General features: G+C 59.3%; 15 protein-coding genes. 9 read left to right on the forward strand and 6 right to left on the reverse strand.

The genetic code is table 11. The features are described from left to right. The first annotated feature begins 2 nt into the window (after positions 1–2). From ACKFRY_RS00760 to amaP, 5 genes are read left to right on the forward strand one after another with little or no spacing between them, the layout of a single operon-like run. A complete protein-coding gene (locus ACKFRY_RS00760) occupies positions 3–350 on the forward strand; it encodes a hypothetical protein (protein WP_005322850.1) in 348 nt (115 codons plus the stop codon). Positions 351–352: 2 nt separating this feature from the next. Next, positions 353–547, forward strand: coding sequence for a hypothetical protein (locus ACKFRY_RS00765; protein ID WP_005322852.1), 195 nt, complete (start codon positions 353–355; stop codon positions 545–547). Then, entirely contained in the window at positions 547–1,512 is a 966-nt protein-coding gene (locus tag ACKFRY_RS00770) for an Asp23/Gls24 family envelope stress response protein (RefSeq protein WP_200436208.1), read from the forward strand. Before ACKFRY_RS00765 ends, ACKFRY_RS00770 begins: the two co-directional genes overlap by 1 nt. Next, on the forward strand, positions 1,505–2,071 hold the full coding sequence (locus ACKFRY_RS00775; protein WP_150850532.1) for a DUF6286 domain-containing protein: 567 nt from the start codon (positions 1,505–1,507) through the stop codon (positions 2,069–2,071). The genes ACKFRY_RS00770 and ACKFRY_RS00775 overlap by 8 nt, the downstream gene beginning before the upstream one ends. Beyond that, positions 2,064–2,639, forward strand: coding sequence for an alkaline shock response membrane anchor protein AmaP (gene amaP / locus ACKFRY_RS00780; RefSeq protein WP_150850533.1), 576 nt, complete (start codon positions 2,064–2,066; stop codon positions 2,637–2,639). The genes ACKFRY_RS00775 and amaP overlap by 8 nt, the downstream gene beginning before the upstream one ends. On the opposite strand, the gene ACKFRY_RS00785 is transcribed toward amaP, so the two are convergent. After that, positions 2,628–3,326 (reverse strand): hypothetical protein, encoded by a 699-nt coding sequence (locus ACKFRY_RS00785; protein ID WP_179387374.1) that lies wholly within the window; start codon positions 3,324–3,326, stop codon positions 2,628–2,630. The genes amaP and ACKFRY_RS00785 overlap by 12 nt on opposite strands. A gap of 331 nt (positions 3,327–3,657) precedes the next feature. Here ACKFRY_RS00785 and ACKFRY_RS00790 point away from each other — a divergent pair, with 331 nt between their 5' ends. From ACKFRY_RS00790 to ACKFRY_RS00805, 4 genes are all read left to right on the forward strand, one after another. Further along, positions 3,658–4,641, forward strand: a complete 984-nt coding sequence (locus tag ACKFRY_RS00790; RefSeq protein ID WP_179387373.1) for an ABC transporter permease — start codon at positions 3,658–3,660, stop codon at positions 4,639–4,641. Continuing rightward, on the forward strand, positions 4,642–5,634 hold the full coding sequence (locus ACKFRY_RS00795) for an ABC transporter permease (protein WP_200436207.1): 993 nt from the start codon (positions 4,642–4,644) through the stop codon (positions 5,632–5,634). Next, complete coding sequence (locus ACKFRY_RS00800; RefSeq protein WP_408922986.1) at positions 5,631–7,535, forward strand: dipeptide ABC transporter ATP-binding protein; 1,905 nt, start codon at positions 5,631–5,633, stop codon at positions 7,533–7,535. The genes ACKFRY_RS00795 and ACKFRY_RS00800 overlap by 4 nt, the downstream gene beginning before the upstream one ends. A 113-nt stretch (positions 7,536–7,648) precedes the next feature. Next, on the forward strand, positions 7,649–9,343 hold the full coding sequence (locus tag ACKFRY_RS00805) for an ABC transporter family substrate-binding protein (RefSeq protein WP_408922987.1): 1,695 nt from the start codon (positions 7,649–7,651) through the stop codon (positions 9,341–9,343). A gap of 222 nt (positions 9,344–9,565) precedes the next feature. Here ACKFRY_RS00805 and tuf read toward each other — a convergent pair whose 3' ends face one another. The 5 genes from tuf to ACKFRY_RS00830 form a co-directional block, all read right to left on the reverse strand. Continuing rightward, the gene (tuf, locus tag ACKFRY_RS00810; protein ID WP_150850534.1) at positions 9,566–10,756 is read right to left on the reverse strand and encodes an elongation factor Tu; all 1,191 of its coding nucleotides are present in this window, start codon (positions 10,754–10,756) and stop codon (positions 9,566–9,568) included. A 392-nt stretch (positions 10,757–11,148) separates the two neighbouring features. After that, entirely contained in the window at positions 11,149–13,278 is a 2,130-nt protein-coding gene (gene fusA, locus ACKFRY_RS00815) for an elongation factor G (protein WP_408922988.1), read from the reverse strand. Positions 13,279–13,601: 323 nt separating this feature from the next. Then, the gene (gene rpsG, locus ACKFRY_RS00820) at positions 13,602–14,069 is read right to left on the reverse strand and encodes a 30S ribosomal protein S7 (RefSeq protein ID WP_005322865.1); all 468 of its coding nucleotides are present in this window, start codon (positions 14,067–14,069) and stop codon (positions 13,602–13,604) included. Positions 14,070–14,075: 6 nt separating this feature from the next. Further along, positions 14,076–14,447, reverse strand: a complete 372-nt coding sequence (gene rpsL / locus ACKFRY_RS00825; RefSeq protein WP_005322866.1) for a 30S ribosomal protein S12 — start codon at positions 14,445–14,447, stop codon at positions 14,076–14,078. Positions 14,448–14,679: 232 nt separating this feature from the next. After that, the gene (locus ACKFRY_RS00830; RefSeq protein WP_150850536.1) at positions 14,680–15,231 is read right to left on the reverse strand and encodes a hypothetical protein; all 552 of its coding nucleotides are present in this window, start codon (positions 15,229–15,231) and stop codon (positions 14,680–14,682) included. Between the last annotated feature and the right edge of the window lie 21 nt (positions 15,232–15,252).

The raw sequence follows: 15,252 nt of genomic DNA on the forward strand, positions 1-15,252 counted from the left end.
CAATGCCTGAGCCCCGAGCACGTTTCGAGCTCGAGGTAAGCCACGCCCGCGCTATTGCAGAGGCAGTCCGGAAGGTACGCGGTGTCGCCGCGCTCGACGGCGGTTCGTTCGGTTCGGTGAGTTTATACCTCCCCGGCGAGCGCATCGTCGGCATGCGGCGGCCCGACCCGCGCGATGATCGCCACCTGCAGATCAACATTCGCGTTGATATCAGCGCCGCGCCGGACCTGTATGCCTTGGCAGAAGATATTCGGTCCGCCGCCCGTGGGGCTTGTCCCGAACTGCAGCGCATTGACGTTGAGTTTTCTGACGCCGTAGATGGCTTATCCGCTGCTCCATCGAAGGAATAGATATGAAGAATTACACCACTTTGGGCATCATTTCCGGCCTTATTCTTGCCTTCTTTTTGTACCTAGGCTGGGGTCCTACTTTGCTCGCCGTACTCCTTGCCGCAATCGGCGGCATTGTGGGAGCACACTTTGATGGCCGTATCGATCTCACTTCTGTGTGGAATGGCCTCATTGGTAAGGAGAAAGGCCAAGGTTAATGACAGATAGTTCCACTCAGGGCCACACGCGTATCTCGCTGCGGACCATGGAACGCATCGTTACCGCCGCGATTGCTAGCGTGCCCGGCACCAAGGCTATAGAGGCCAAGCTAGCGGGCATCGGCGGCCGCGGTTTTCCACGGGTCTCGGTCCAGATGGACTCAGAGCGTGAGGTAGCGGCCGTTAACGCCACTATCGGCGTGGTATGGCCCTCGCCGGTTACTACGGTGGCGGAGCATACTCGTGCCGCCATCTCGGAGGCCATCGCGGCGCACACCGGTTATTCCACAACTCGCGTCAATGTCACCGTCGGCGGTTCCGTTCCGGGCGAGCGCGTGACTGCCGCAGAGGTGGAGCAGCGCCAGGTCGCTGCTGCCGTTGCGCCGCACACCAAGCCCTCGCCGGTATGGCAGCCGGTCACTGCAGAGTCGGTGAATGTACGCAGCATTGCCACACCGCAGGAGGCACCGGTGCGCACCATCGCTGCGCCGGCCGCCGGCGTCGCAGTGCAGTCCGTGGATACCCCGCGCGAGACCGAGGTACGCAACATTTCCGCTGACCTTCCAGACCACCAGCTGCGTGAGATTTCGTCCCCGAACGACCACACGGTGCGGCCGATCAGAGAGCCCAAGCCGGTCCGCGTGCAGAGCGTGGCTGCGCCTCGCCCAGCCAGGTTGGCCCCTAGTGGGCAGGTTCGTCCACTGGCACGGAAGATTCAGGTAACAACTCCTCGTCCGCAGCCGCTGCGCGAGATTGAGATTCGCCACGAGTGGTCTCCGCGCCGTGTACAGGCTCCCAAGTCTGCTCCTGCGCGCACGGTAAAGGCCCCGCGGCCGCAACCGCTCAAGCGCATTGAGGTCACGCCGGCAAATCCTCGGCCGTTGCACGTGAATGCGCCGCGTCCCGAGCCGTTGCGCGCCATTTCCATTAACCCGTATCGCCCACAAGGAGGCAATAATGGCTGATCAGCACATGCCTGAACACTTTGGGCAGCAGCCGAAGGCTTCTCCGGCGGCGCGTACTTGGGCCGTAATCCTTGGGCTCCTACTGCTCGCCGCGGGCGTCGTCGGCGTGCGCGAGACGTGGCTGGTAGGGTCCGGCTCCGATGCCCAGTCCTGGGTACAGCCGGTACTTAATCTCATTGCTACTGAAGAGCTGCAGACCTGGATGATCTGGGCCGGCGTTGCTTCCATCGTCGTAGGCCTGATTTTCCTCTTCGCCGCAGTGAAGACGCGCCGCACCACGCACATGCAGCTTGCCTCCGATACCGCGTCCATGTGGATGCGGCCGGTGGATATCGCCCGCCTCTCGTCGGCTACTGCTCGCCGGGTTCCGGGCGTGGCCTCGGCGCAGACCTCCGCGGATAGCAAGAAGGCCAAGGTCACCGTCAATGGCGATACGGACGATGCGGAGCTACAAGGCCGGGTAGAGACGGCGGTAACGCGCTGCCTGGCTCATCTCAAGAACCCGCCGCAGGTCACCGTGGCTGTAGAGAAGATTCCGGAGTTGGATAACAATGTCTAGAAAACTTGCTACCTTTGACCGCATTCTGCTGGGCCTGCTGGGAATCATCCTCATCGCTTTGGGCGTGTGGCCCATCTTGATCCACTTCAACGTGGAATTTGCCAAATACTTAGCCCTGTGGGTGGACCACGATACGTGGAAGAGCTTGGCGGACAATGACTGGTGGGTGTGGGCGCTGGCCGGTGGCTCCGCACTGCTCCTTATTCTGGGGTTGTGGATTGTGGTGGCTAACCTGCGCCACCGCCGCTTTAATAACGTGGAGTCCGCTTCTTCCGATGACAAGGGCTCTATCACGACGTCGATGAACGCTATCGCCGGCGCCGTGGCCCAAGATTTGGATGGAGTCAAGGGCGTAGATCACGTAGAGCGCCTCGTGGCTTATGACCGCGCGCGGCCCACGCTGCAGTACACGGTGACGGCAAATCCGGACACTCCGGTGGAGCGCCTTACCGGTGCGGTTGAAACCAATGAGCGCGATTTCCGCGCAGCGTTTCCTGACGCCGATTTGGACACCATCTACAAGCTGCAGTTCAGCAAGGTAGGTCCGATGAAGGACCTATCCGAATAGCGGGTTCGGAGTCTCCGCCACCAAGACTTCCTGAACGGCCCCAAGGCGGGCCGACTCGCCGCCCCCGAGGATCACTTCCAGTTCCTCGCCGGGGCGGCATTTTTCTAGGCGCTGCCACGAGTAGTCCTGGCGAGTTACGCGGCGGTTTTCCTTAGCGAATAGGTGCAGCCCATGATCAAGCACACCGATGGCCGCTGCGAAGCGAAGGACGAAGACGAAATCACCCAAATCCTGCCGCTTCAGGCCATTAAGGTCTGGGCGCTCGGCACTCAACCGCATAAGGCTTGAGACCACGCCAAAGCGGTGTTCAAAGCCCTCGGTATCCCGAATAGTAAATGGGCGACCGGGGCCCGTGGGACGAATGGACTCATAGGCCCACACCACGGGCTGGGTATCGGGGCGGCGCACGATGATGCGGGTAGGGGTGGCGGTGATGCGGTAGGAGGGGGCGTCGGCAAGCACGAGCCATTCCCCTGCCGCAATGCGGCCGCCCTCCAAGGGAAGCAAGGGCGGATGCACGCCCGCCTGGCGCTCCAATTCCGCAACGAGTTCGGTGTCGGTGGCGCCCCATCCAATGCCTTGATTAGCCAGCATGGCAAAGAAAGTGGGAAGGCTAAGGTCGGGCTGGCCCTCCCAGGCGCGGCGGAGGGACTCAAGCGTGGGATCGATGCGGGTGGGGTCATCCATATCCGCCAAGATTACCCAGCACCCGCGCCGGCCAGACAGCCGGGGCCGAGAGGAAAATTTTCACCCCCGAGTTAATTTCATTCAATTAAATAAATACTATAAGTGTTCAACAATCTCGAGCCACATATCGCCTGCTCACAATGTATTTATTGCAGATTTTTCCACCCTAGCTACGTTCAGTAATACCTGTCGTATTATTGGGGATTTATGTCACGGGGTTAATTTGATTGTGTTCTGGATAACAGATTATTAGATTAGTCACATACAACGATTCGCTCGTTGGATACACCTTGCACCCCGTTTCCTGCTTAACCGCGCACGGAGAATCTCTATGACTAAATATCTGATCAAAAAGACCTTGGGCTGGTTACTCATGATCTTTTTGGCTACCAACCTCGCCTATCTCTTGGCGGCCAGCTTCCTGGACCCACGGTCCAACTACACCGGCCGCCGCCCACCGCTTTCACCGGAGGAAATCAATAGCCTCCTCGAACCCTATAACCTCAGCCCCGATACTCCGCTGATACAACGCTGGTGGACCTGGCTGACCAATATCCTCACCAAATGGGACTGGGGCCAATCCCCGGTGGGCGAAGTGGTGAATTCAGAAATTAGCTACCGCATCTGGGTTTCCGCGCAGCTACTCCTACTGTCCACCATTTTGTCCATTCTCATCGGCGTGGCAGTGGGCGTTTACACCGCTTCGCGCCAGTACAAGACCGGTGACCGCATCTGGCAGGGCATTTCCATCATCGCGATGAATACCCACGTGGTAGTGGCGTCCATCGCCGTGGTGTGGGGCGCACTGAAAATCAACGAGCTCAGCGGCAAGAAGATTTTCTATGTGGTCGGCTCCCATTCGCTGGACGTGGAAGGATTCTTTCCCAAGCTGGTGGACTCCGCACAGCACTTGATCCTTCCCACCATTTCATTGGTCTTCATTAGCTACGCCAGCTACCACATGACCCAGCGCACCTTGCTGCTGGATAACTTGGATGCGGACTATGTGCGCACCGCCCGCGCTAAGGGCTTGACCCGCCAACAGGCGATTCGCAAGCACGCACTGCGCACCTCCATCATCCCGGTGGCAACCTCGGTGGCCTTTTCCATCCCCGGCATCTTCACCGGTGCGGTGATGACCGAGCGCATCTTTGGCTGGAACGGCATGGGCCAGTACTTCATCGAGACCATTAGCAAGAACGACGTCAACGGTGCAGCGGCTGTCGCTGCCTTTGGCGCCGCCATGACGGCCATCTCCGCGGTATTGGCGGACCTGGTTGTCGTCGCGCTTGATCCACGAGTGAGGGTGAGTTAAATGACCCCATCTAAAGACCGCAACTATTTCAAGCAGGAACCGCGCGGGGAGATCACTGCACACAGCGAGGTCACTTCGGGAGACCCCTTCTCCCCCGCCGAGGCCGAGCAGGTAGCCACCTTGGAGCAGATGCCGCGTGGCACCTCGCGCTACAAACTTTACCTGCGCCGCTTCTTTCGCAATAAGCTGGCCACCTTGGGCCTTATAATCTTGGCTTTCTTGGTCTTTGCAGCGCTTTTTGGCGGCTTCTTTGCCAAGTGGGACTACACCGAGCCGGACTTCCTTGCACTATCGGAGCCGCCGAGCCCCGAGCACTGGTTTGGCACGAATGACACCGGCAATGACCTCTATGCCCAGACCATTCACGGTTTAGGCAGGTCCCTGACCATCGCCATCGTGGTATCCCTAGCCACCTTGGTCATCTCCGCGTTCATTGGATCCGCTGCAGCCTTGTGGGGCGGTGTAGCCGAAAAGGCGGTGCTGGCCGTCATTCACTTCCTGCTCTCCATCCCTACCTTCCTGCTCATCGCACTGGTAGTGGCGGATTCCGGCGGCGATTGGAAGCTGCTTATCGTCGTGCTCATCCTCTTTGGCTGGATGTACCAGGCCCGCGTGATTTGGTCGCTGGCGCTTACGGTGCGCGAGCAAGACTACGTCCGCGCGGCGAGCTACATGGGTGTGTCCAAGCTGCGCACCATCGTGCGCCACGTCATTCCCAATATTGGTTCGCTACTTATCATCCAGTTCGTCTTCGGCGTGGTGGGCACCGTGGGCTCCGAGACGGCCCTGTCCTTCCTGGGGTTGGGCGTCAAGCTTCCCGACGTCTCCCTCGGCACCCTCCTGCAGGGCGGCACCGCCGCCGTGCAATCCTCCCCGTGGCTGTTCTACTTCCCTGCCGCAACCCTGACCTTGCTCACCGTGTCCATGGCTTTCATTGGCGATGGCCTGCGCGATGCGCTCGACCCCAACTCGAATTCCGGAGGTAAAGCATGACCTCGCCCGTCTTATCCGTCAAAGACCTGCGCGTTAACTTCCCGTCCGAAGCCGGATCCGTCTCCGCGGTCCGTGGCGTAGATTTTGATCTCTACCCTGGCCGCACGCTCGGCATCGTGGGCGAATCCGGTTCCGGTAAGTCCGTGACCTCCATGTCCATCATGGGGCTCCTGCCGGACTACGCGAAGATCACCGGGTCCGTAAAGTTCGACGGCCGCGAGCTGCTCGGTCTCAGCGATAAGCAGATGTCCGAGATCCGTGGCAATGGCATTGGCATGATCTTCCAGGATCCGCTCTCCGCGCTCACCCCGGTCTTCGATATTGGATCGCAGCTGGTGGAGGCAATTCAGGCCCATAGGGACGTCGGAAAGAAGCAGGCCCTCAAAGAGGCCACGGAGTTGCTCGATCTCGTGGGCATCCCCGATCCGCACCTGCGCCTGAAGTCTTTCCCGCACGAGTTCTCGGGCGGCATGCGCCAGCGCGTGGTCATTGCCATCGCAATCGCCAATAATCCGCGCGTACTCATCGCCGATGAGCCCACGACCGCGCTGGATGTGACCATTCAGGCGCAGATTCTGGAGGTCATTAAGCTCGCCCAGCGCGAAACCGGCGCCGCCACCATCATGATTACCCATGACATGGGCGTGATGGCAGAAACGGCCGATGATGTCATGGTCATGTACGCCGGCCGACCCGTGGAGCGCGGCGATGTGGATACCATCTTCTCCCAACCCCGCATGCCCTATACCGTGGGCCTGCTCGGCTCTACGCCCCGCCCGGACGTGTCCGCAGAAGAGCCGCTCACACCCATCGTGGGCAGCCCGCCGGTGCTGGTGGACCTCAAGCAGCGCTGCCAGTTTGCCCCGCGCTGCCCCGTGGCGCAGCCCGCCTGCTCCGATGGTGAGCCGCCGCTTATCCCGCTTGACGACGCCCCCACACACCAGAGTGCCTGCCTGCGCGCGCCCGAGATCCACGACCGCAAAATCGGCGGCGAGCTCATGTTCAAGCCCCCGCAGCTCGCGGAGGACGTCATGGCCGGTATCCCCCGCGAGGAGCGTCCCACCACCCTGGAGGTCACGGACCTGCGCAAGGAATTCCCACTTACCAAGGGCGCGCTGGTCAAGCGCCGGGTGGGCACGGTCAAGGCAGTGGACGGCCTCACCTTTGATATTCGCAAGGGCGAATGCATGGCCATCGTAGGCGAGTCCGGCTGTGGCAAGACCACCACCCTGCTAGAAATCATGGACTTAAAGCCTGAAAACGGCGCAGTGGTGCTCAACGGGAAGGACGCGGCCGGAATGAGCAATTCCGAGCGCCGCGAGGCCCGCAAGGACATCCAAATTGTCTTCCAGGACCCGATGAGCTCCCTCAACCCGCGCCTAACCGTGCGCGAGGTCATCGCCGAACCACTCAACTCCCTAGGCTATGACGGCGACGTGGATGCCCGCGTGAACGAGCTCATGGGCCTTGTAGGTTTGGACTCCTCCCAGCTGGATCGCTTCCCCAGCCACTTTTCCGGCGGACAGCGCCAGCGCATCGGCCTCGCCCGCGCGCTGGCCACCAACCCCTCGGTCTTAGTGCTGGATGAGCCCGTCTCCGCACTCGACGTCTCCATCCAGGCCGGCGTCATCAACTTGCTCGAGGATCTCAAGCGCAAGCTGGGCCTGTCCTATCTCTTCGTGGCTCATGACCTTTCCGTGGTGCGCCACCTCTCCGATAGGTTGGCTGTCATGTATAAGGGCCAATTTGTGGAATCCGGGCCGACCGATGACATCTTCGAAAACCCCCAAGCGGACTACACCAAGAAGCTCCTGGATGCCATTCCGATTCCGGATCCGGAGGCTGCCCGCAGGCGACGCAACCCCGGTCCAGCGAATGCCTCACCAATTTCCCAAAAGTGACCCGCCACACATCGCGCGTTATATATAGTAAACCTCACACCTGAAGTGCTGCGGCAGCTTACCCCCCGCTACCGCAACCTTCACTTTCCTCTCACTCAAGGAGAAACCCCACCATGAAAAAGTTCACCCGCTTCCGGATCGCAACCGTAGCCACCCTCTCCGCCGCAGCGCTCGCCCTTACCGGCTGCGCCGCCAACTCGGACGGCGACTCCACCAAGGCAGTCGGCGGCCTCGACATCGAGGTTAATCCGGCCGGCGACTACAACGAAAAGTCCCGCGACGAGCTCAAGGACGACGGCGAGCTCACCCTCGCCCTCAACGAACTCACTGAGCAGCAAAACATGTTCCACGCCAACATGACCACCGATACCCGCTCGGTCTGGGGCTGGTACAACCCACAGCTTGCGCTGTATGACGGCGAGGGAAACTACACCCCAAACCCCGACTACATCGATGATGTCAAGGAAGATAAGAAGGGCGAGAACACCGTCGTCACTTTCAAGGTCAACAAGGACGCCACCTTCAACGACGGCACTCCTATCGATTGGAAGGCCTTTGAAAATACTTGGCGCTTCAACAACGGTAAGGATGAAGACGTCCAGGTAAACGCCACCGATGGCTACGAGCGCATTACCTCCGTGGAAAAGGGCGCTACTGACAAGGACGTCGTTGTCACTTTCGACGGCCCCTACCCGTGGTGGCAGGGCCTCTTCAATCAACTGCTCCACCCCGCTATTGATAGCCCAGAAAAGTTTGACAAGGCCTACCTGGGCAAGCTGAACCCGCAATACGGCGCCGGCCCATTCAAGGTCGACAACGTGGACTTCAAGGGTGGCACCCTCAGCCTCGTGCCCAACGAAAAGTGGTGGGGCGATAAGCCAAAGATGAAGAAGGTAAGCTTCCGCGTCATGGAATCCCAGGCCACCATCAACGCCTTCCAAGCCGGCGAAATCGACGCCGCCGGTGTGGCCGATAAGAACAGCCTCACCATTGCCGGCGAGATGGGCGATGACATCGACATCCGTGCCGCACTGCGCCCCGCCAACGTCATCTTCACCCTCAATTCCAAGGCGCCACAGCTCAAGGATGAGGACGTGCGCCACGCCGTCTTCTCCGCCATCGACCGCGATCAGCTGGCCGAAATCCGCTATAACGGCCTGGGCTACGAAGAGGAAATGCCGGGATCCCTTACCCTCTACTCCACTCAGGAGGGCTACAAGGACAACATCAAGGACGTCATCAAGTTCGATCCCGAGCAGTCCAAGAAGCTGCTCGAGGACGCCGGCTACCAGCAGGGCGATGATGGTATGTACGCTAAGGACGGCGAGAAGCTCTCCCTCCGCTACATCCTCATCGGTGACGATGAAGTGTCGAAGTCCCTCGCCGCAGCGGTGCAAAAGATGCTCAAGGACGTCGGCGTTGACCTCAAGATTGAAGAGCGCCCTTCGTCCGAGTTCTCCAAGGTAACCTCGGAGCGAGATTTCGACCTCTTCCTTTCCGCGTTTACCTCCTCTGACCCGTTTGGCGTCGCATACTTTGGCCAGACCTACGCCAGCGATTCCACGCTGAACATGTCGAGCACCGGCACCAAGGAATTCGATAAGAAGATTGAGGAGCTGCAGAACCTGCCAACCAAGGACGAGCAGATTGACCGCGTCAATGAACTCGAGTCGGAGGCCTTCGGTCACTACGGCATCCTCCCCTTTGCCAACGGCCCACAGATGGTCGGCGTGAAGAAGGGCCTGGCCAACTATGGCGCCAACGGCTTCGCCATCCTCCCCAAGGAAGATATCGGCTGGGAGAAGTAAAAGCACTAAAAGCCTCTAGCGCGATGCGCTAAAGCCTCCCGCGGCATTCCGAACAGACGATGCCGCGGGAGGCTTCATTTTGCCCGTAAAGTCCACGCATACGGCATCAACCACTAGCGGTTGCTCCGCGCGCAGCTTTGGTGGCCAAAGATCAAAAAATCCGCCTCACCCTAAGGTGAAGCGGACTCTTTAAAGCTCTACTGAGCGGTTACGGGGTGTCGATTACTCGACAACCTTGGTAACGCGGCCAGCGCCGACGGTGCGGGAGCCCTCGCGGATAGCGAAGCGCAGGCCCTCGTCCATAGCGACCGGCTGGATGAGCTCAACGGACATCTCAACGTTGTCGCCAGGCATAACCATCTCGGTGCCCTCTGGCAGGTGAACAACACCGGTAACGTCAGTGGTACGGAAGTAGAACTGCGGACGGTAGTTGTTCATGAACGGGGTGTGGCGGCCGCCCTCTTCCTTCTTCAGGACGTAGACGGAACCCTCGAACTTGGTGTGCGGGGTGTAAGCGCCCGGCTTGATAACAACCTGGCCACGCTCAACGTCCTCACGCTTGGTACCACGCAGAAGCAGACCACAGTTGTCGCCAGCCTCGGTGTAGTCCATCATCTTGCGGAACATCTCGATACCGGTAACAGTGGTGGTCTGGGACTTCTCCTGGATACCGATGATCTCAACGTCCTCGTTGACGTTCAGACGGCCACGCTCAACACGGCCGGTAACAACGGTACCGCGGCCGGTAATGGTGAAGATGTCCTCGATAGGCATCAGGAACGGCTGGTCGGTAGCGCGCTCCGGATCCGGGATGGAGTTGTCGCAGGCTTCCATCAGGTCAACGACGGACTGTACCCACTTGTCGTCGCCCTCGAGAGCCTTGAGAGCGGAGATGTGAACGATAGGAGCTTCCTCATCGTAGTCCTGCTCTGCGAGCAGCTCACGGATCTCCATCTCAACGAGCTCGATGATTTCCTCATCATCAACCATGTCGCACTTGTTCAGTGCAACGAGGATGTAAGGAACGCCAACCTGGCGAGCAAGCAGAACGTGCTCGCGGGTCTGCGGCATCGGGCCATCGGTTGCAGCAACAACCAGGATAGCGCCGTCCATCTGAGCAGCGCCGGTAATCATGTTCTTGATGTAGTCGGCGTGGCCCGGAGCGTCAACGTGTGCGTAGTGGCGCTTCGGGGTGGAGTACTCAACGTGGGAGATGTTGATGGTAATACCGCGCTCCTTCTCCTCAGGAGCCTTGTCGATCATGTCGAACGCGAATGCCTCGTTCTCCTCAGGGTACTGGTCAGCCAGAACCTTGGTGATCGCTGCGGTGGTGGTGGTCTTGCCGTGGTCGACGTGTCCGATGGTGCCGATGTTCACATGCGGCTTCGTACGCTCGAACTTCTCCTTTGCCACTGTATGTCCTCCTGGACTATATGGTGGCTACGACCTTCGCAGCCACGTGGTTGACAGTTGTCATTGGCACCCGACCCACAGTATGTGGGGCAAAGCGCTAATGACGCTTTCTTTACGTGCCAGTTACACGATCCTAGATTTATGTCGCGGTTTTTTCAAACCGCCGTTATAGGAGGTAACCCCGCGAAAAATCGCGGCCATTTCCCTCGACAAGAATCTTTGAAAAGGATCCTGGGAGGGTAACGGCCGGCTCAATTCACAACTTAGAGGCCTAAGCTGCAAACTCAGCCCGCCGCTACCCTGGCCCAGTTGTCCCGCCCCGCGGCGGGTCTGGCATCTACTGGCGAAGAGTACCAGCCCGACTAAACCGCGGAGAAGACGGGGGCTAGCGCTTAGTTAGCGCCGCCGGTGCGCTCCTCGATGATCTCCTGTGCCACGGAGGAAGGAACCTCTGCGTAGGAATCGAAGACCATGGTGAAGTTTGCGCGGCCTGCGGTGGAAGAACGCAGGTCACCGATGTAACCGAACATCTCGGACAGCGGCACCTTAGCCTTGACAACCTTCGCACCGGAGCGGTCTTCCATAGCGAAGACCTGGCCACGACGGGAGGAGATGTCACCGTTAACGGTACCCATGTACTCCTCAGGGGTAACAACCTCAACGGCCATCATCGGCTCGAGCAGAACCGGCTTAGCCTTGGCCATTGCTTCCTTGAAGACCTGGGAGCCAGCCAGCTTGAAGGCCATCTCGGAGGAGTCAACGTCGTGGTAAGCGCCGTCTTCCAGGGTGGCCTTGATGTTGACCATCGGGAAGCCTGCGAGGTAGCCGTACTGCATAGCGTCCTGGATACCAGCGTCAACGGAAGGAATGTATTCCTTCGGAACGCGGCCACCGGTAACGGCATTGTCGAACTTGTAGGTTGCGGACTCGCCCTCTTCCAGGGTCTCTGGGTCCGGGTTGTACGGCTCGATGGTGCAGATAACCTTTGCGAACTGGCCGGAACCACCGGTCTGCTTCTTGTGGGTGTATTCCATGGACTCAACCTTCTTGCGGATGGTCTCACGGTAAGCAACCTGCGGGTTACCGATGTTGGCCTCAACCTTGAATTCGCGCTTCATGCGGTCCACCATAACGTCGAGGTGGAGCTCGCCCATGCCGCCGATAACGGTCTGGCCGGTCTCTTCATCCAATTCAACGGTGAAGGTTGGGTCCTCAGCAGCGAGCTTCTGGATAGCGGTACCCAGCTTCTCCTGGTCAGCCTTGGTCTTTGGCTCAATGGAAACCTTAATAACTGGATCCGGGAAGTCCATGGACTCGAGGATGATCTGGTCATCCTTGTCACACAGGGTGTCACCGGTGGTGGTTTCCTTCAGGCCGATAACCGCGTAGATGTTGCCGGCGTCTGCCTGCTCAACAGGGTTCTCCTTGTTGGCGTGCATCTGGAACAGCTTGCCGATGCGCTCCTTCTTACCCTTGGTGGAGTTCATAACCTCGGTGCCCGGCAGAACCTGACCAGAGTAAACGCGGACGAAGTTGAGCTGCCCGAAGAACGGGTGTGCAGCAACCTTGAAGGACAGTGCAGAGAACGGGGACTCAACGGAAGGCTTACGCGTAACCTGCTCATCCTCGTCGCCGACAGCGTGGCCGACAACCTCGCCAACATCGAGTGGGTTCGGGAGGAAGTCAACGACAGCGTCAAGAAGCGGCTGGACGCCCTTGTTGCGGTATGCGGTACCGCAGTAAACCGGGTAAACCTCGGTGTTGATGGTCAGTTTGCGGATGCCGGCCTTGAGCTCGTCAATGGTCAGCTCCTCGCCGCCGAAGTACTTTTCCATGAGTTCTTCGTCGGACTCAGCAACGGTCTCAACCAGCTTCTCACGGTACTCTGCAGCCTTGTCCTTGAGGTCTTCTGGGATTTCCTCGTAGGTAGGCTCGGCACCGGTCTCAACCTTGCCGCGCCAGGTGATGGCCTGCATGTTCAGCAGGTCAACGACGCCGTCGAAGTCATCCTCAGCGCCGATAGGCAGCTGCATAACCAACGGCTTAGCGCCCAGGCGGTCAACGATGGTGGAAACAGTGTAGTAGAAGTCTGCGCCCAGCTTGTCCATCTTGTTGACGAAGCAGATACGCGGAACGTCGTACTTAGCAGCCTGACGCCACACCTGCTCGGACTGCGGCTCAACGCCTTCCTTACCGTCGAAGACTGCGACGGCGCCATCGAGAACACGGAGGGAACGCTCGACCTCAATGGTGAAGTCAACGTGACCCGGGGTGTCGATGATGTTGATCTGGTTGTTGTCCCAGAAGCAGGTCACGGCAGCGGAGGTAATGGTGATGCCGCGTTCCTTCTCCTGTGCCATCCAGTCAGTGGTGGAAGCACCGTCGTGGGTCTCGCCCACCTTACGGTTGATACCGGTGTAGAAGAGAATACGCTCGGTGGTCGTCGTCTTACCAGCATCGATGTGGGCCATGATGCCGATGTTGCGGACCTTGTTCAGGTCCTTAAGCACTTCTTGTGCCACGTTTATACCCCAACTTAATAGTCGTCGACGCCGTGACCAGGTTTCTGGCTATGACGCCTGCATGGATAAGGTCATGTAAATTTTTGCCACTATTTGGCCGTCCTCGGAGCAGCCTGCCCCTAGACTTCCATCGCTTCAGTGTACTGGACACTCCACGATGCCGCTGGACTGGGCAGGTATACCGCCCAGAGATCACACCCATTAGGGCAAAAAATGACCCAAGCAAGAGATATGGAGTTTTGTGTTGCCGCGGCGGGAAAACTGCCGACAGCCAGCGCGAAACTTGTTTCTCGTTGCTTGGGCCATTGATGTGGGTGCTGAAATTACCAGCGGTAGTGGGCGAAGGCGCGGTTAGCCTCTGCCATCTTGTGAGTATCCTCACGACGCTTAACGGAAGCGCCGAGGCCGTTGGAGGCATCCAGGATCTCGTTTGCGAGACGCTCGATCATGGAGTTCTCGCGACGCTGGCGGGTGAAGGTCACCATCCAGCGCAGTGCCAGGGTGTTAGCGCGGTCAGGGCGGACCTCAACCGGCACCTGGTAGGTAGCGCCACCGACACGGCGGGAGCGAACCTCGAGGTCTGGGCGGATGTTGCCCAGTGCCTTCTCCAGGGTGCCAACCGGATCGGTACCGGTCTTCTCACGGCAAGCCTCGAGAGCGCCGTAGACGATGCGCTCTGCGGTGGACTTCTTGCCGTCCTGGAGGATCTTGTTGACGAGCATGGTGACCTGCTCGGAGTTGTATACCGGGTCCTTGACTACAGGACGCTTCGGAGCAGCATTCTTACGCATTGTTTATTACTGTCCCTTCTTTGCGCCGTAACGGGAACGTGCCTGCTTACGGTCCTTGACACCCTGGGTATCCAGAGCGCCGCGGATGATCTTGTAACGAACACCAGGAAGGTCCTTCACACGGCCGCCGCGAACGAGGACCATGGAGTGCTCCTGCAGGTTGTGGCCCTCGCCCGGAATGTAGGCGGAAACCTCAATACCGGTGGTCAGGCGAACACGAGCGACCTTACGCAGTGCGGAGTTCGGCTTCTTAGGGGTGGTGGTGTACACGCGGGTGCACACACCGCGACGCTGCGGGGAACCCTTCAGCGCAGCGGTGGAAACCTCTTTACGCTTATCGTGGCGGCCCTTGCGGACCAGCTGCTGAATAGTTGGCATTTAACAGTCTTTCTGTCGAATTGCACCGAAACCAAAAGAAAGGAACCAAACATGCAAAAATGGGCGCTCTTTCCCGGGGCGCTGCCGCATGTCCAGAACTCTTTCCAAGGCCGGTGCCTTGTTAAGGATCAGACTCTTCACCGCGCGCCATCATGGCACGCATAGTGAACTGACGTTTAGAGTAGCAAACCGACCGCGCTTTATACAAAACGCGATCGGCGGCTTCCTCCTGCTAGGACCATTCCCAGACCAGGTCGGCCTCGGCGGCCTTGGTGGCAAAGTAGTTCTTTTCCTGTTCTTCCCACGTTTCAAACCACGGCTCGTAACCAGGCTCGCGGGCGATGGCGCGTTCGCGGCGTTGGTCACGGGGGCCGTCGATAAGCACGCTTACTACCGCTCCCCTTTCCTTGGCCGCAGCAATATTGGCGGCGGTTACGGAACCCACGCCTTCCACGATGAGATCATCGCGCACATCCAAGCTGGCCCAGTCCCCCGGGGCACCTGCTTCCCAATCCCAGCGCCAGTAGCCGGGGTTCATGGTGCGCAATACCTGCTCGGCCACCATATCCGAGCCCTTATCCAGGCCATGCCAGCCGGGGTAAAACTCATCGAGGTGCACCACCCGCCAGTTGGTGCGCTCGGCCAGCGCGGCAGAAGTCCAGGTTTTGCCGGCGCCCGAGGGGCCGTCGATAAGCACGGTCACCGGCTTGAAGGCGCGCTTTCTGGCTGCGGCCAGCTTGACGATGTCCTCTAAAAGGCGCTCTTGTTGGCTATCAAAGTCCATGGTCGCTCAATCACTGCTTTC

It is taken from the genome of Corynebacterium tuberculostearicum (assembly GCF_046097255.1).
Taxonomy (GTDB): domain Bacteria; phylum Actinomycetota; class Actinomycetes; order Mycobacteriales; family Mycobacteriaceae; genus Corynebacterium; species Corynebacterium tuberculostearicum_J.

Bases quoted from the DNA above. Each gene is read 5' to 3' on its own strand.
- ACKFRY_RS00785 (WP_179387374.1), bottom strand. From the start codon at position 3,326: ATGGATGACCCCACCCGCATCGATCCCACGCTTGAGTCCCTCCGCCGC.
- amaP (WP_150850533.1), top strand. From the start codon at position 2,064: ATGTCTAGAAAACTTGCTACCTTTGACCGCATTCTGCTGGGCCTGCTG.
- ACKFRY_RS00775 (WP_150850532.1), top strand. From the start codon at position 1,505: ATGGCTGATCAGCACATGCCTGAACACTTTGGGCAGCAGCCGAAGGCT.
- rpsG (WP_005322865.1), bottom strand. From the start codon at position 14,069: ATGCGTAAGAATGCTGCTCCGAAGCGTCCTGTAGTCAAGGACCCGGTA.
- ACKFRY_RS00795 (WP_200436207.1), top strand. From the start codon at position 4,642: ATGACCCCATCTAAAGACCGCAACTATTTCAAGCAGGAACCGCGCGGG.
- ACKFRY_RS00805 (WP_408922987.1), top strand. From the start codon at position 7,649: ATGAAAAAGTTCACCCGCTTCCGGATCGCAACCGTAGCCACCCTCTCC.
- ACKFRY_RS00800 (WP_408922986.1), top strand. From the start codon at position 5,631: ATGACCTCGCCCGTCTTATCCGTCAAAGACCTGCGCGTTAACTTCCCG.
- ACKFRY_RS00770 (WP_200436208.1), top strand. From the start codon at position 547: ATGACAGATAGTTCCACTCAGGGCCACACGCGTATCTCGCTGCGGACC.
- ACKFRY_RS00790 (WP_179387373.1), top strand. From the start codon at position 3,658: ATGACTAAATATCTGATCAAAAAGACCTTGGGCTGGTTACTCATGATC.
- rpsL (WP_005322866.1), bottom strand. From the start codon at position 14,447: ATGCCAACTATTCAGCAGCTGGTCCGCAAGGGCCGCCACGATAAGCGT.
- ACKFRY_RS00760 (WP_005322850.1), top strand. From the start codon at position 3: ATGCCTGAGCCCCGAGCACGTTTCGAGCTCGAGGTAAGCCACGCCCGC.
- ACKFRY_RS00830 (WP_150850536.1), bottom strand. From the start codon at position 15,231: ATGGACTTTGATAGCCAACAAGAGCGCCTTTTAGAGGACATCGTCAAG.
- ACKFRY_RS00765 (WP_005322852.1), top strand. From the start codon at position 353: ATGAAGAATTACACCACTTTGGGCATCATTTCCGGCCTTATTCTTGCC.